The 13,462-nt window shown below is 72.6% G+C and carries 15 protein-coding genes and 2 pseudogenes; 7 read left to right on the top strand and 10 right to left on the bottom strand.

The genetic code is table 11. The annotated features are described in order from the left end of the window. The first annotated feature begins 13 nt into the window (after positions 1 to 13). Positions 14 to 772, top strand: a complete 759-nt coding sequence (locus ACNJ93_RS00680; RefSeq protein WP_418955307.1) for a beta-glucanase — start codon at positions 14 to 16, stop codon at positions 770 to 772. On the opposite strand, the gene ACNJ93_RS00675 is transcribed toward ACNJ93_RS00680, so the two are convergent. Then, complete coding sequence (locus tag ACNJ93_RS00675) at positions 711 to 1,298, bottom strand: DUF2867 domain-containing protein (RefSeq protein ID WP_418955306.1); 588 nt, start codon at positions 1,296 to 1,298, stop codon at positions 711 to 713. The two genes, ACNJ93_RS00680 and ACNJ93_RS00675, sit on opposite strands and share 62 nt — an antisense overlap. A gap of 208 nt (positions 1,299 to 1,506) precedes the next feature. On the opposite strand from ACNJ93_RS00675, the gene ACNJ93_RS00670 reads away from it, so the two are divergent. After that, positions 1,507 to 2,250 (top strand): SDR family oxidoreductase, encoded by a 744-nt coding sequence (locus tag ACNJ93_RS00670; RefSeq protein ID WP_418955305.1) that lies wholly within the window; start codon positions 1,507 to 1,509, stop codon positions 2,248 to 2,250. A gap of 21 nt (positions 2,251 to 2,271) precedes the next feature. Here the strand turns inward: ACNJ93_RS00670 and ACNJ93_RS00665 are convergent. The 4 genes and pseudogenes from ACNJ93_RS00665 to ACNJ93_RS00650 form a co-directional block, all read right to left on the bottom strand. Next, positions 2,272 to 3,196: pseudogene (locus ACNJ93_RS00665) on the bottom strand (IS5 family transposase); the annotation flags it as partial. A 194-nt stretch (positions 3,197 to 3,390) separates the two neighbouring features. Next, on the bottom strand, positions 3,391 to 3,930 hold the full coding sequence (locus ACNJ93_RS00660; RefSeq protein ID WP_418955304.1) for a hypothetical protein: 540 nt from the start codon (positions 3,928 to 3,930) through the stop codon (positions 3,391 to 3,393). 201 nt (positions 3,931 to 4,131) lie between these two features. Next, the gene (locus ACNJ93_RS00655) at positions 4,132 to 4,374 is read right to left on the bottom strand and encodes a hypothetical protein (RefSeq protein WP_418955303.1); all 243 of its coding nucleotides are present in this window, start codon (positions 4,372 to 4,374) and stop codon (positions 4,132 to 4,134) included. Beyond that, on the bottom strand, positions 4,371 to 4,616 hold the full coding sequence (locus ACNJ93_RS00650; protein ID WP_418955302.1) for a hypothetical protein: 246 nt from the start codon (positions 4,614 to 4,616) through the stop codon (positions 4,371 to 4,373). The genes ACNJ93_RS00655 and ACNJ93_RS00650 overlap by 4 nt, the downstream gene beginning before the upstream one ends. Before the next feature lie 258 nt (positions 4,617 to 4,874). Between ACNJ93_RS00650 and ACNJ93_RS00645 the strand changes: the two genes are divergently transcribed. Continuing rightward, positions 4,875 to 5,150: an isoamylase early set domain-containing protein gene (locus tag ACNJ93_RS00645; RefSeq protein ID WP_418955301.1), complete on the top strand. Its 276-nt coding sequence runs from the start codon at positions 4,875 to 4,877 to the stop codon at positions 5,148 to 5,150. Positions 5,151 to 5,267: 117 nt separating this feature from the next. Here ACNJ93_RS00645 and ACNJ93_RS00640 read toward each other — a convergent pair whose 3' ends face one another. Both ACNJ93_RS00640 and ACNJ93_RS00635 read right to left on the bottom strand, forming a co-directional pair. Then, positions 5,268 to 6,692 carry a sensor histidine kinase gene (locus ACNJ93_RS00640; protein WP_418955300.1) on the bottom strand — a complete coding sequence of 475 codons (1,425 nt, stop codon included), beginning with the start codon at positions 6,690 to 6,692 and terminating at the stop codon, positions 5,268 to 5,270. A 24-nt stretch (positions 6,693 to 6,716) separates the two neighbouring features. Then, positions 6,717 to 7,652, bottom strand: coding sequence for an RNA polymerase sigma-70 factor (locus ACNJ93_RS00635; protein WP_418955299.1), 936 nt, complete (start codon positions 7,650 to 7,652; stop codon positions 6,717 to 6,719). Between the two features lie 212 nt (positions 7,653 to 7,864). Between ACNJ93_RS00635 and ACNJ93_RS00630 the strand changes: the two genes are divergently transcribed. Beyond that, positions 7,865 to 8,350 (top strand): carboxymuconolactone decarboxylase family protein, encoded by a 486-nt coding sequence (locus tag ACNJ93_RS00630; RefSeq protein WP_418955298.1) that lies wholly within the window; start codon positions 7,865 to 7,867, stop codon positions 8,348 to 8,350. A 22-nt stretch (positions 8,351 to 8,372) separates the two neighbouring features. On the opposite strand, the gene ACNJ93_RS00625 is transcribed toward ACNJ93_RS00630, so the two are convergent. Further along, the gene (locus tag ACNJ93_RS00625; protein WP_418955297.1) at positions 8,373 to 9,152 is read right to left on the bottom strand and encodes a lysophospholipid acyltransferase family protein; all 780 of its coding nucleotides are present in this window, start codon (positions 9,150 to 9,152) and stop codon (positions 8,373 to 8,375) included. Between the two features lie 340 nt (positions 9,153 to 9,492). Here ACNJ93_RS00625 and ACNJ93_RS00620 point away from each other — a divergent pair, with 340 nt between their 5' ends. Further along, positions 9,493 to 9,888, top strand: a complete 396-nt coding sequence (locus ACNJ93_RS00620) for a nuclear transport factor 2 family protein (RefSeq protein WP_418955296.1) — start codon at positions 9,493 to 9,495, stop codon at positions 9,886 to 9,888. Between the two features lie 78 nt (positions 9,889 to 9,966). Here the strand turns inward: ACNJ93_RS00620 and ACNJ93_RS00615 are convergent, their stop codons facing one another. Next, positions 9,967 to 10,614 (bottom strand): DUF305 domain-containing protein, encoded by a 648-nt coding sequence (locus ACNJ93_RS00615; RefSeq protein WP_418955295.1) that lies wholly within the window; start codon positions 10,612 to 10,614, stop codon positions 9,967 to 9,969. Positions 10,615 to 10,738: 124 nt separating this feature from the next. Further along, the gene (locus tag ACNJ93_RS00610; protein ID WP_418955294.1) at positions 10,739 to 11,212 is read right to left on the bottom strand and encodes a DUF6153 family protein; all 474 of its coding nucleotides are present in this window, start codon (positions 11,210 to 11,212) and stop codon (positions 10,739 to 10,741) included. 204 nt (positions 11,213 to 11,416) lie between these two features. Here ACNJ93_RS00610 and ACNJ93_RS00605 point away from each other — a divergent pair, with 204 nt between their 5' ends. Both ACNJ93_RS00605 and mgt read left to right on the top strand, forming a co-directional pair. Continuing rightward, positions 11,417 to 12,163 carry a class I SAM-dependent methyltransferase gene (locus tag ACNJ93_RS00605; protein ID WP_418955293.1) on the top strand — a complete coding sequence of 249 codons (747 nt, stop codon included), beginning with the start codon at positions 11,417 to 11,419 and terminating at the stop codon, positions 12,161 to 12,163. Positions 12,164 to 12,171: 8 nt separating this feature from the next. After that, a pseudogene (gene mgt, locus ACNJ93_RS00600) lies at positions 12,172 to 13,456 on the top strand (macrolide-inactivating glycosyltransferase). The last annotated feature ends 6 nt before the right edge of the window (positions 13,457 to 13,462 follow it).

Below are 13,462 nucleotides of genomic sequence, written 5' to 3'. Positions count from 1 at the left end.
CGGGGGTACCGCCATGTCTTCGTCGATCCCGGCCGTCGAGCCGGTCTTCACCGCCGACTTCACGTCCACGCAGCAGTGGGTCGCCGGCCGCTCCTGGGCCTATCCCGACGGCGGACCGGTCAACCCCGGCGACAACAAGCTCGACCATCTGACCGCCGACCCCGACTACAGCCGCTCGGGGGTGTTCCGGGCGCGCCGGCGCCGGGACGGCCTGTGGGACGCCGGGCTGCTCACCACCGAGGGCAGTGCCGAGGGCTTCCAGGTGCGCGCGGGCGACATCCTGGAGGCCCGCGTCCGGCTGCCCGAGGAGTTCGGGGCCTGGCCGGCGATCTGGACCTGGCGGGACGGCGGCCAGGAGATCGACGTCTTCGAGTACCACCCGGACAACCCCGACCTGCTGGAGCTGTCGAACCGGGTCCGCGGCGGGTACCACTACCACCGCGACCCCGGCATCCGGCCCGGCGGCTGGGTGCGGCTGCGCACGGAGTTCGGGGCCGACTCGGTGGTGTGGTCCGTCGACGACACGGAGGTGTACGCGGACGGGCGCGGCGTCGGCCGCTCCTGGCACGCCTACCTGATCGTCAACCTCTCCGTCTGCGCGGGCCGTTACCACCCGGCGCCGGACCCCGAGGCCACGGAGATGTCGTACGAGGTCAGGGACCTGCGCGTGCTCCGCGGCCCCGGCTCGCGGCCAAGCGGCCCGCAGCCGCCTACCGTGCCCGCTCAGCCCACGCCCGCTCCCACTTCCGGGTCAGGGCCGGGTAGACGATGAGGTACCGGAACGGGGCGATGGCGGCCATGTAGGCGCGTCCGAAGCGGCCGTTGGGCTTCACCAGCACCGCCATCCGCAGCTCGTGGTCCCCGTCGTCGCCGGGGGCCCAGCCGAGGTGCATCACGGTGTGCACGGTCTTGTTGGCGAGTTCCCGCGCGGCCTCGTCGGCCAGTTCGTACACGGGCTTGAGCGGCATCGCCGGATCGTCCGGCCCGCGCGGCGCGGCGAGCAGGTCGTCCGGCAGCCGGTCGCGCAGGGAGCCGACCCGCCGGCCGATGCCCGCGTCCGGCCGGTCCCAGCCGAGCAGCGCGCCGAGCTTCCACCGCACGGCGAACAGGAACCGGGCGGGCAGCGGCTGTTGGCCGAGCCCGCCGGTGGCGCGCATCGCGGCCAGCATCGCCGGGAAGTCGTCGGGCCCGGCGCCCGGGGTGCGGAAGGACCACACGTCCTCGACGACGAAGTCGCGGGCGAGTTCGTGGATACGCCAGGGCAGTTCGGTGTAGGCGGTCGTGGCACGTTTGGGCACGGTGCGACCTCGCTTCTATACGGTGCCGTATAAGTAAGGAGCACGCTAGCGGACACCGCCCGGCGACGCTGCGGCGGGGGTCAACCACCGCCGGACGCATGCGGATTCGCGTCCACGCTGTTTGGCCCAGGAGGCCGGGACGATCTAGCGTCGGGGCAGCGATGGTGCCGCACGTCCGCGCGCACCGCCATCGGCCCTCGGGGAGACCATGTCCAACGGGAACGTGTCCATCGACAGCACCCAAGCGCCCGTCACCTTCATCACGGGCGGGTCGAGCGGGATCGGCGCCGAGACCGTGCGCCGCCTGCTGGACCTCGGCCACCGGGTGGCCGCCACCGGGCGCAGCGCGAAGAAACTCGCCCTGCTGGCCGAGGCGGCCCAGGACGCGGGCGCCGGGGACCGGCTGCTGACGTTCGAGAGCGACGCGGCGGACTGGGAGCAGGTGTCGTCGGCGGTCGACGAGACGGTGCGGGCGTTCGGACGGCTGGACTACGCGATCGCCAACGCCGGGTACGCGACCAACGGCACGGTCGAGACCGGCGACCCGGAGGAGTGGCGGGGCATGGTGCTGACCAACGTCCTCGGCCCCGCCCTGCTGGTACGGGCCGCCCTCCCCGCGCTCAAGGAGTCGAAGGGTCGCGTGGTGCTGGTCGGCAGCGTCGCCGGCTTCAAGAACACGCCCGGCAACCTGTACTCCATGACGAAGTTCGCGGTGACCGGCCTGGCGGAGAACGTCCGCATGCTGGTGACCGGCTACGGCATCGGCACGACGCTCATCGCCCCCGGCCGCGTCCGGACCCCCTTCTGGGACCCGCGCCCCGGCGGCGCCGACGCGGCGGGCGTCATGATCTCCGCCGAGCAGCTCGTGGACACCGTCGTCTGGGCGATCTCCCAGCCGCGCGGCGTGGACGTGAACACCCTCGTGGTCCGGCCGATCGGCCAGTCGAACTAGGACTTGTCCGGCCGATCGTGTACGGAGCCAGATGACGAGGGTTGCGGCAGTCGCGGTCCCGAGGAAGACGTAGCCGCGCTTGTCGTAGCGGGTGGCTACTGCTCTGGCGTGCTTGAGCCGGTTGATCGCCCGCTCGACGGTGTTGCGTTCCTTGTACCGCTCTTCGTCGAAGCCGGGTGGCCGTCCGCCGCGTGACCCTTTGCGCAGGCGGGCGGCCTGACTGTCGCTCTTCTCCGGAATCGTGTGCCGGATGCTCTGGCGCCGCAGATACTCGCGGCATGGGCCGTTGCTGTAGGCCTTGTCGGCGGCGAGGCTGTCAGGCTTCTTGCGTGGCCTGCCCGCCCGATGCGCGGGACTCGGATCTTCTCCAGCACGGGCTTGAACTGGGTGCAGTCCGCCCGCTGCCCTGGCGTGATGATCAGGGACAGCGGGCGGCAGCGGCCGTCCGCGCTCAGGTGGAGCTTGGTGGTGAACCCGCCGCGCGAGCGGCCCAGGCCTTCACCTCCTGCACCGCCTCCACCAGGCGGGCGGCGAGGCTCTGCCACGGTGTTTCGCCCTGGTGTTCTGCCGCTGCGTCCCCCTTTGAGGCGGGAGTCGGCGGTGGTTCTGTGCGGGCGCCGGCGGCGTGCTGATGTGCCCGCACGATGGTGGAGTCGATCGAGATGTCCCAGTCGATCTCCCCGGCCGCGTCGGCCTCGGCCTGGACTTGCTGGAGCAGGCGTTCCCAGGTTCCGTCGGCCGACCACAGGCGATGGCGTTCATAGATGGTCTTCCACGGGCCGAACCGTTCGGGCAGGTCACGCCACTGAATGCCGGTCCGCACCCGGTGCAGAATCCCGTCGATCACCTGCCGGTGATCCCGCCACCTGCCACAACGCCTGTTGCCGACCGGCAGGAACGGCCGCAGCCGTTCCCACCCGGCATCCGACAGATCTCCCCGCCCCATGTCCACATCAACGACACAACGGCGGAGCAGTCACATGATCGGCCGGACAAGTCCAAGCCTCCTCGACAGTCCTCACCGAGCCGGCAGCCGAGGCAGTACCGGCACAGCAGCTCCGGGAGTATGCGTCAGGGAGAAAGCAGAATCCCATGGATGCGATGTCGACAGGATTCTGTGCCGACTGGGCGGAATGGCCTTCAGCTGTGCTGGTCGCAGTCCTTTGCCATCAATGCCTTTGCTTGGCCGCTGTCGACAGGGATGAGCTGGACCTGATCGATCGAGTAGTGGAAGGTGTATCCGAGCGTGATCATATCACTCGTGATCGAAAGCGCGCCTGATCCCGGGTCGGTGCCCGTCTGATCAGAGCCGTTGACATCGTTCCAGAGCACGCTGGTCCGGCCGTCGTTGATTGTGCCGGTCGACAGGACCTGGTACTGCCCTTCGTCGGTTCTACCGCCTTTGACGATCGCGCGGTGTTTGATGTCGTCGAGGGCCATCGTGGTCAGCTTGCACCGCAGGTCGCCACCAGGGACGTTGATGTACGTGATCTCGTGACCGTCGATGGCTGCAATCTCCCCGCGGGCCCCATCGGTGATGGAGATGTAGGCACCGTCGAAGCTGGAGGCCTGGCTGCTGCTGGGGCCCTTCGAGGAAGCAGCGTCACTACTCGCGCCGCAGCCCGTGAGCATCAGTGGGGCCAGAGCCGCGATGGATGCGGCTATCCCGGCCCGCGTCACATATGTGGTCCTTGCGGAGTTCACAGTGTTCTGCCTTCGTTCGTTCTGGATGGTCGGCCGGCGTCAGCTCTGCGGTGGCTGGGGCGCCGGCAGCAGCACTGCCAGTACTGCTGGTTGCTATATCAGAGGTACCACGCAAACAGCAGAATATCTGTCAGAGTCGGCCCTCACAGGCACCCTTGAGTGGTCGAAGCTCAGTCGTCAGACGTCTTCGGGGAAGTTGTCGAGCCGCTGCGCCGTCAACGCCAGTGCGGCCTCTGCCTGATTGAGCGCGTGCTCGCCGTCCCGGATTCGGAACTGCAGACACTGGACGGGCAGGGCATCCGCTTCCTGCAGCGTCAGGTCGCCGAGCTCACGCAGCTCCGCGTGCGCACCTTGCAGCTGCTCCTCATGATGCGCAGCCCGGACCCGGAGACGGGCGACCCGCTCCTTCCACCAGTTCACCCGCGCCTCGCGGTCGAGCGTGGTGCCAGCCAGGCACGCAGCTCAGCCTGGTCGACGTCATTCGGCAGCCCGGTGGCGAGGGGCCCATCAGGTTCCGGCACGTCGATGGGGACGTGCGACAGCATCACTGCGGGCGTCGTCTCGAGCACGTAAGCGATCGCCACAAGATCGTCAACGGTCACGGGGCGAACACATCGCTCCATCTCAGCGAGGACGTCGGCAGAGATCGGGTGGTCGAGCATCAAGAGCACGTAGGCCAGCTCGTCGATGGTCAGCTCGCGCAGCTGGCGGTAGTGATGGCGTCGGACACAGCAAGGGACGTGGGAACCCTCGTCATCTGGCTCCGTACATGATCGGCCGGACAAGTCCTAGCCGCCCCCGTTGCTCGGGTGGCGGTATTCCACCGTGGCCGTCGGCCGTGTCGGCGGTCCGGGTGGCCGGGCGGGGCGCAGGATGGCCCCACGTTTCCCGCCCGTCGAGTCGACAGGAGTCGCACCGCCATGCTCGAACGCAAGCAGCGGAAGAACCGTACCGAGATCACCTTCGTCCTCCCCGCCGACGTCCCCCCGGGCCCCGTCAGCGTCGTCGGCGACTTCAACGGCTGGGACCCGTACGCCCACCCGCTGCGCGCCCGGGAGGACGAGACCCGTGCGGTGACGGTCGCGCTGCCCCGCAAGACCAGCCACTCGTTCCGCTATCTCGCGGCCGGCGACTACTGGTTCAACGACGACCACGCCGACGCCCAGGACGGCCCCAACAGCCGGGTGCACACCTGAGGGCCCACGGGCGGAACCGGCGGGGGCGACGCCGACATCCGGTCGGCGGCGCAACGCCTTGGGTCACACCTGACTCCGGGAGCTGCGCCGCCCGACCGGCATGACCAGGGCACGGCGTCACCGCGCCGAGGCTGAGGGCGCGCTCGCGGGGACGATGTCCTTCGTCAGCAAAGTGTCGCCCGACCAGCAGAGCCTGTACAGGTCGACCTCGTGCAACAGGTCGCCGCCGGAACGGTAGAACTCGCACCGGGCACCGGCCGGCCGGGGCGCGAAGCGGGCGTGGTCGGGCGGGTGGCGGAAGGCGCGGGCCGGCAGCAGCGTGTCGAGCTCGGCGCGCGGCCGGCCGGTCGTCAGCTCGTCGAAGCGGGAAGGCGGCAGCACACTCGTCGTCAGCTGCCAGGCCAGGAACACGGCGGAGGGCAGGAAGAACGCGGCCGCGACGACCGGCGCCGCGAACGCGGCGACAAAACGGCGGCGGGCGGCGCTCCGTGCGGAGGCGAGCCGTCGGGCGGACTCGGTGTGCCCCCTGCCCCGACCCTCGAGATTTGCGGACGGCGGCGGTGCCGCCGCACGGGCCGTGGCCCGGTGCGAGAGGACCGCCGTGACCCGGAACCCGCCCCGGTACGGGCCGGTCTGCAGCGAGCCGCCGAGCACCGTCACGCGCTCCCGGAGCCCCGTCAGGCCAAGGTGCCCAGCGCCGGCCGCAGGGTCCTGGGCCGAAGGCCCCGCCGGTGCGCCGGCCGCGGGAGCGCCGTTCACGACGGTCACGCGGGTACGGTCCGCCCCGTGTGTGATCCGCACCCGGATCACACTGCCCGGCGCGTGCTTCACCGCGTTGGTCAGGGCCTCCTGCACCGTCCGGTACAGGCCCCGTTCGATCAACGGAGGCAGCGTGGGCGTCACCCCGCGCCGCTCCCAGCGGACCGGAACCCCCGAGGCGACGGCCCGGCCGAGTAGGTCCTCGACGGTGTCGGTCACGGGCAGGCCGGGACCCGGCGCCGTTCCGCTGGAACCGTGTTCGTGCCCGGTCGGGTCGTGCAGCACGGCCACGGTCTCCCGCAGCTGCTCCACCGCGTCCGCGATCGTCCCGCGCAGTTCGGCCAGGTCGGCGCGGTCGCGGTCGGTGAGATCGGGGGAGAGTTCCAGCGCCCCGGCGCGCAGCGCGACCAGGCTCAGGACGTGCCCGAGCGAGTCGTGCATGTCGGCCGCGATGTCGGCGCGTTCGGTCAGCCGGGCCCGTTCGGCGACCAGGTGCTGCCGCTCCTCCAGGCTCCGGGCCAGCAGCCAGCCCTCGCGCACGAGTTCGCGCCGCCCGCCCCAGTGCCGTCCGGCCAGCCAGGGCAGCAGGAGCGCGGCGGGCAGCACGGTCAGTGCGTAGAACCACCACACCGCCGGGGTCCGCAGCACCGCGCAGGTCACGAGATCGGCCGCGAGGCACCCGGCGAGCACCAGGAGCGGGCGCCGCGCGCCGGCGCCATCGCCGCGTACGAGGCGGGCCTGGTCCCGTCCCGCCGTGGCTGAACCTTCGTCAGCACCTTTCACCGGCGTGCGGTACGGATCCGGGGATCAGCGGCTCACCGCGGTCGCGCGTGCGAGCCGTGACAGCTTCTCCGGGTTGCGCACCGCGTAGAGGCCCGTGATGCGACCGTCGTCGATGCGCACCGACAGGACGGTGTCGATCTCGCCGCCGAGCCGGAGGATCAGCGCCGGGCCGCCGTTGACCAGCGCCGGCCGCAGTGACGCCGCGTCGCCGAACCGGGCGAGCCCGGCGAGCAGAGGGGCCACCTCGGAGGCCCCGACCACGGGGGACAGCACGGCCTGGACGACTCCGCCGCCGTCGCCGACGAGGACCACATCCGGCGCGAGGATGTCGAGCAGCCGCTGCAGATCGCCCGTCGTGGCCGCCCGCCGGAAGGCGTCGAGCGCGTCCCGGGCCTCGGCCGGGGAGACGCTCCCGCGCGGTCGGCGCGCCGCGACGCGGGCCCGCGCGCGATGCGCGATCTGGCGGACCGCGGCCGGGGTCCTGTCCACGGCCTGCGCGATCTCGCCGTAGTCCAGCTCGAACACCTCGCGCAGCACGAACACCGCGCGCTCGGTCGGGCCGAGCGTCTCCAGGACCAGCAGCATCGCCATGGAGATGCTGTCCGCCAGCTCCACGTCCTCGGCCACGTCCGGGGCGGTCAGCAGCGGTTCGGGCAGCCAGGGGCCGACATAGGACTCCTTGCGCCGGCGGAGCGTGCGCAGCCGCATCAGCGCCTGCCGCGTGGTGATCCGGACCAGGAACGCACGCGGCTCCCGCACCTCGTCGAGCTCGACGCCCGCCCAGCGCAGCCAGGTCTCCTGCAGGACGTCCTCCGCGTCGGCGGCCGAGCCGAGCAACTCGTAGGCCACCGTGAACAGCAGGCTGCGGTGGGCGAGGAACACCTCGGTGGCGGCGCTCATCCGGTCGCCCCGGACCGCCGGCTCCGCCGTGTCCCTCGTCCGCGTGCCGCTCTCGCTCATGGCCGACTCCCGCCCGTCCCGTACCCGTCACGTCCGTTGTGCCGCACACGAGATGCCGACGGGGCCTGCTGTGTGACAGCCGGTCAGGGTGACGCACGCCACACGCCCGCCGGTGTCACGCGACGGCGGGCGCCGGCATCCCGTGTTCGTCAGCACGCCGCGCGGACGATCCGCCGCGGCACGCCAATGCCCTCACGAGGACGGACGAAATCATGGAACCCCGCATCAACCTGATGACCAACGAGCTCGGCGCCAAGATCAGCAAGCGGTTCTACAACGTGGGCCTGGCGATCCGGGAGTCGTCGCTGCCCAGGGCCCTCCCGGAGCTGGTGGAGCTGCGCGCCAGCCAGATCAACGGCTGCGGCTGGTGCGTCGACGTGCACACCAAGGAGGCGGCCGCCGCCGGCGAGAGCGCGGTGCGGCTCAGCCTGGTCGCCGCCTGGCGCGAGTCGACCGTGTTCACCGAGGCCGAGCGGGCGGCGCTGGCGCTCGCCGAGGAGGGCACCCGGCTCGCCGACGCCCACCAGGGCGTGTCCGACGAGACCTGGGAGCAGGTGCGCAAGCACTACGACGAGGACGAGATCGCCGCGCTGGTCTCCCTCGTCGCCATGATCAACGCCGCCAACCGGCTCGGCGTGATCACCCGCATGCGGGGCGGCTCGTACGACCCGGGCGTGTTCGCCACGCTGGAGCGCTGACCGGCGCGCCCCGCGGCCTGCCTCAGGACGCACCTTCGCGACCCGCGCCTTCGCCGGCGCGCCCGTGGGACGGCTGCCGGGCCGCTCGGCCGGCGCGGGGCTCGGACGGGCCGGCCAGGTGCGCACAGCAGGAGACGTGCCCGTCCGGGCCCACCGGAAGCCGGGCGCGCCGGTGGGCGGCGGACTGCCAGGCCGCCGTGACGGCCTGCCGGGCGAGCCGGGTCGCGACGGCCGTGTCCCGGGGCAGCTTCGCCGGCGCGCCGACGTGCACATGGAGCCGAGGGCGGCGCAGCGGCGCGGTGAACAGGCCCGCGAGCTGCTTGGCGGTACTGCCCGAGGTGATCCGGCGCGCCCCCGCCTGCCCGAGCGGGATCAGCGGCACCCCGGCCGCGGCCGCGAGCCGGGCCGGCCCGGTGCGGAACTCCTCGGGCGGCGCGTCCGCCGAGTCCGGCCGGTCGGGGATCCGGCCCTCGCCGTACACCAGCACAAGACGGCCGGCGCGCAGCGCCTCCTCGGCCACCGCCAGCGCGTCGGCGGCGTTCGCCGTGCCCCGGTGCACGGGCACGTACCCCTCCCGCGTGAGCGCCCGGCCCAGCAGCGGGATCCGCCACAGCCCGGCCGCGCACAGCACCACGGGCTCGGCGCCCAGCCGCCGCAGCGCGGCCAGCACCACCGCCGGGTCGGCGAGGCTGGTGTGGTTGGCGACGATGACCGCGCCGCCCTCGGGCAGCCGCGGGAGGTCGGCGGAGACGGTGAGCCGGCCCACGACGGGGACGAGGGCGGCAGCGAGGCGACTGAGCACGTGGACGACTCCTGGCTGGTGCGGTGTGATCTGCCTCCATCGTCGGCCGCCCGCGCCCGCCGCGCCTGGGTGCGCGTACTCAACTCCGCGTGCCGGCACGTCCCATGACGCCTGAGTACCTCACCCCCGCGCGTCAGCCGCGCGCAACGCGGGCCGCCAGGTCCCGGGTACGCGGACGCCGTCCGCGTCGCGGTGGATGAGCCGTTTGCCGATCATGGCGTGATTGTGTCGCACCCCTGCCGCGCGTCGCCTGGCCTTTCGGCCTTGTCAGGTGCCGTGCGCAACATTTACTCTCGCACGCACCTATTAAATTTGTTGACTAGGTCGAGCGAGGGGTTCCATGCATCCGTTCCGCACCGCCGTCGAGAACCGCGACGCCGCCGCCATCGAGGCCCTGCTCGCCGACGACGTCGTCTTCACCAGCCCGGTGGCGTTCAAGCCGTACACGGGCCGGGCGATCACCGCGGCGATCGTGCGCGGCGTCATGCGCGTCTTCGAGGACTTCACGTACGTGCGGGAGATCGCGAACCCCGACGGCCGCGACCACGCCCTCGTGTTCACGGCGACCGTCGCCGGCAAGCAGATCCAGGGATGCGACTTCCTCCACTTCGACGAGGAGGGCCGGATCGACGACTTCATGGTGATGGTCCGCCCGCTCTCCGCCGCCCGGGCGCTCTCCGAGGCCATGGGCGCCCAGTTCGAGCAGATCGCCCGGGAGGCCGCCGGGGCGGCGTGAACGGGCCCGAGGGCCCCAAGGCTCCGGAACGGAGGGGCGGGACCGCGCGCGGCGGTCCCGCCCCTCCCCGCTACCCGGTCACGAGCGGCCGAGCAGCTTGTTCATCTGGGCGATCTCGGCCGACTGCGAGGTGATGATCGCCTCGGCCATCTTCTTGGCCTCGGGGAAGGCGCCCTGCGCCTGCTCCGTCTTCGCCATCGCGACCGCGCCCTCGTGGTGCTTGATCATCAGCTCCATGAAGGCCGTGTCGAAGGCCTTGCCCGACGCCTTCTCGAGCCGGTCCATCTCCTCCATGGTCATCATGCCGCCCGCGCCGTGGGCGGAGTGGTCCATGGCCCCGGCGGCGGGCACCTGCTCGCCCCAGGAGGTCAGCCAGCCGGAGAGGGTCCGGATCTCGGGGTCCTGGGCCTTCTTGATGTCCGCGGCGAGCTTCTTCACGGCCGGGGACTCGGCGCGGGTCGGCGCGAGGTCGGCCATCTCCACGGCCTGCCGGTGGTGCGGGATCATGCCCTTCGCGAAGGCGACGTCGGCCGCGTTCCGTCCGTCCTTGGCCGCGGTGGCCGGGGCCGACACGGACGGCGAGGGGGACGAGGCACCGTGGCCGCCGTGCCCGCTGCCGCTGCTGTCGCCGTCACCGCTTCCACCGCAGGCGGCGAGGACGAGGGCGGCGGCTCCGGCCGCGAGGACGGCGGCGGTGCGACGGGTGCGGGTGCGCGTGCTGGTCATGGTGATGCAACTCCTTGCCGCGCGGCCGGGTCTCCGGTGCCGCGCGCGTGTGGGATGTGCGGAAGTGAGGGAACGCCTCGGGGCACGGCCGGTCGCGGCAGGGCGAGGGACCGTGCGGGCGGCTCTAGATCCGCAGGAGTTGCAGTTCGGCGAGGTCGGGCGGCGCCCGTCCGGCCGCCGTCGACCTGGGCGCCACGGCCGCGAGGGCGCTCGGCGCGGGGGCGTCCACCAGGGCGGGACTCAGCGCGGGCGGCGCGTACGAGGCGCTCACCCCGGCGGCGGCGCAGGTCGCGTCTGCGTGCTCCAGGTGCCCGCTGGAACCGGCGCCGTGCGAACAGCCGTGCGTCTCCCCGGAGTCGGTGGAGGCGTGCGCGGTGGGGGCACCGTGGCCATGGTGACCGGCATTCTGCGCGTGGTGCCCGGCGGCCTGTACGTGATGACCGGCCGCCTGAACGGCGCCGCCCCCGCCCTGCCGTACAGCCCCTTGCGCGGGCGACAGCGCGTGCATGCCGAGCAGCCCGGCGAGCACGACCAGCACCAACAGGGCGAGGCCGCGCCCGGCAGGGCGGCGGCGCGTCGTCCGGCAGGCGAAGGTCATGCCGCCATCGTACGGGGCACGCCTCCACCGCCCCGTGCCGGACTGGTCCCTTCGCGGGAAGCCCCAGGTCGGCGCGGCACCGACGGCACCGTCGGCCGGCTCCGCGCAAGGGCACCGGGTCCCCGGGCCGGGATCCGGCCGAAATATGCGCCCCGCCCGCGCGAACGGGCTGTGCGCCGGAGCGCGTCGGCGCATCATCGCCGGATGACCTCCCCTTCGCAGGCCCTGTCCTTCGACGATGCCGCCGCCCTCTACGCCGCCAACCGCCCCTCCTATCCGCCCGCCCTGTTCGACGCCGTCGAGGAACTCGCCGGCCGTCCCCTGGCCGGGGCGTGCGTCGCGGACGTCGGCGCCGGGACCGGACTGGCCACCGCCCGTCTCCACGCCCGCGGGGCCCGGGTCGTCGCGGTGGAGCCCGGGCCGGGGATGGCCGCCGAGTTCCGCAGGGCGCTGCCCGAGGTCCCGGTGGTCCTCGGCGACGGCAACCGCCTGCCGCTCGCCTCCGCGTCGGTCGACCTGGTCACGTACGCGCAGTCCTGGCACTGGACGGACCCGCGCAAGTCCGTGCCCGAGGCGCTCCGGGTGCTCCGTCCCGGGGGCGCGCTCGCGCTGTGGTGGAACGACTCCGACGTCACGGTCCCGTGGCTCGCCGACCAGGACGCCCGCGTACGCGCACGCTTCGGCGTCGACGTCCGGGAGACCGACCCCCTGGTCCGGTTCCGCCGCCTGACGACCGACCTCGACTTCCGCACCTGCCAGGTGGCGTGGAGCCGCAGCGTCCCGCTCGACGTGCACCTGGCGAACCTCGCCAGTCACTCCGCCTTCCTCATGCTCGGCGAGCCCGGCACGTCGGCGTTTCTCGCCGCGGAGCGCGAGCTGCTGTCCGCGGAGTTTCCGGGCGGGACCGTCGAGGAGCGGTACGTGGTGTCGCTGGGGGTCGCCCGCGGCTGACGGGGCCGCTGCGCGCACCGTGCCCTCGCCCTCCTTCCTCGGAATCAAAACTGCTAGACGAGACGGTTCGTCTCGGTTACTCTCTCTCGCATGACGCCCGCACCCCGCTCCCACATCGCCATGTTCTCCATCGCCGCCCACGGCCACGTGAACCCCAGCCTGGAGGTCATCCGCGAGCTCGTCGACCGGGGCCACCGGGTCAGCTACGCGATCCCGGCCTCCTTCGCCGAGAAGGTCGCCACGACCGGCGCCACGCCCGTCGTCTACGACTCCCGCCTCCCGACCGACGACGACCCGGACGCCTGGGGCACCGAACTCATCGACAACATCGAGCCGTTCCTGAACGACGCGATCCACGTCCTGCCGCAGCTGGCCGAGGCATTCGAGGACGACCGGCCGGACCTCGTCCTGCACGACATCACCTCGTACCCGGCCGCCGTGCTCGCCCACCGCTGGGGCGTCCCCGCCGTCTCCCTGTGGCCGAACCTCGTGCCCTGGGAGGGGTACGAGGAGGAGGTCGCCGCGCCGATGCACGCCGAGCTGAAGGCCTCGCCGCGCGGCAAGGCGTACTACGCGCGCTTCGCCGACTGGCTTGCCGCGCACGGCATCGACACCGACCCCGACCGGTTCGTCGCCCGCCCGCGCCGCGCGGTCGTCCTCATCCCCGAAGCGCTCCAGCCGCACGCGGACCGGGTCGACCACTCCGTGTACCGGTTCGTCGGCGCCTGCCAGGGCGCGCGGGCCGACCAGGGGGAGTGGCGGCGGCCGGCCGGCGCCGGGAAGGTCCTGCTGGTCTCGCTCGGCTCCGCCTTCACCAAGCAGCCCGACTTCTACCGCGCCTGCGTGGCGGCCTTCGGCGGCCTCCCCGGCTGGCACGTCGTGCTCCAGATCGGCAAGTACGTCGACCCGGCCGAGCTGGGCGACGTGGCGGACAACGTCGAAGTCCGCTCCTGGGTCCCGCAGCTGTCGGTGCTGAAGCAGGCCGACGCCTTCGTCACGCACGCCGGCGCGGGCGGCAGCCAGGAGGGACTGGCGACCGGCACGCCCATGGTCGCCGTCCCGCTGGCCACCGACCAGTTCGGCAACGCCGACATGCTCCAGTCCCTCGGCGTCGCCCGTCACCTGCCGCTGGAGGAAGTGACGCCGGAACGGCTGCGGGAAGCCGTCCTCGCCCTGGTCTCCGACCCCGAGGTGGCCCGCCGGGGCCGGGAGATCCAGGAACGGATGGCCAGCGAGGGCGGCACCCGCCGCGCCGCCGACCTCATCGAGGAGGAACTCACACCGAAGGCGTGATCTCGT

Origin of the sequence: Streptomyces tritici, from assembly GCF_048500665.1 — a bacterium.
In the GTDB taxonomy this organism is placed as follows: domain Bacteria; phylum Actinomycetota; class Actinomycetes; order Streptomycetales; family Streptomycetaceae; genus Streptomyces; species Streptomyces tritici.
The sequence above is the reverse complement of the archived record's forward strand: the minus strand, read 5'-3'. Positions and strand labels throughout refer to the sequence as shown.

Bases quoted from the DNA above. Each gene is read 5' to 3' on its own strand.
- ACNJ93_RS00610 (WP_418955294.1), bottom strand. From the start codon at position 11,212: ATGACCTTCGCCTGCCGGACGACGCGCCGCCGCCCTGCCGGGCGCGGC.
- ACNJ93_RS00645 (WP_418955301.1), top strand. From the start codon at position 4,875: ATGCTCGAACGCAAGCAGCGGAAGAACCGTACCGAGATCACCTTCGTC.
- ACNJ93_RS00635 (WP_418955299.1), bottom strand. From the start codon at position 7,652: ATGAGCGAGAGCGGCACGCGGACGAGGGACACGGCGGAGCCGGCGGTC.
- ACNJ93_RS00620 (WP_418955296.1), top strand. From the start codon at position 9,493: ATGCATCCGTTCCGCACCGCCGTCGAGAACCGCGACGCCGCCGCCATC.
- ACNJ93_RS00680 (WP_418955307.1), top strand. From the start codon at position 14: ATGTCTTCGTCGATCCCGGCCGTCGAGCCGGTCTTCACCGCCGACTTC.
- ACNJ93_RS00670 (WP_418955305.1), top strand. From the start codon at position 1,507: ATGTCCAACGGGAACGTGTCCATCGACAGCACCCAAGCGCCCGTCACC.
- ACNJ93_RS00605 (WP_418955293.1), top strand. From the start codon at position 11,417: ATGACCTCCCCTTCGCAGGCCCTGTCCTTCGACGATGCCGCCGCCCTC.
- ACNJ93_RS00615 (WP_418955295.1), bottom strand. From the start codon at position 10,614: ATGACCAGCACGCGCACCCGCACCCGTCGCACCGCCGCCGTCCTCGCG.
- ACNJ93_RS00650 (WP_418955302.1), bottom strand. From the start codon at position 4,616: ATGCTCGACCACCCGATCTCTGCCGACGTCCTCGCTGAGATGGAGCGA.
- ACNJ93_RS00630 (WP_418955298.1), top strand. From the start codon at position 7,865: ATGGAACCCCGCATCAACCTGATGACCAACGAGCTCGGCGCCAAGATC.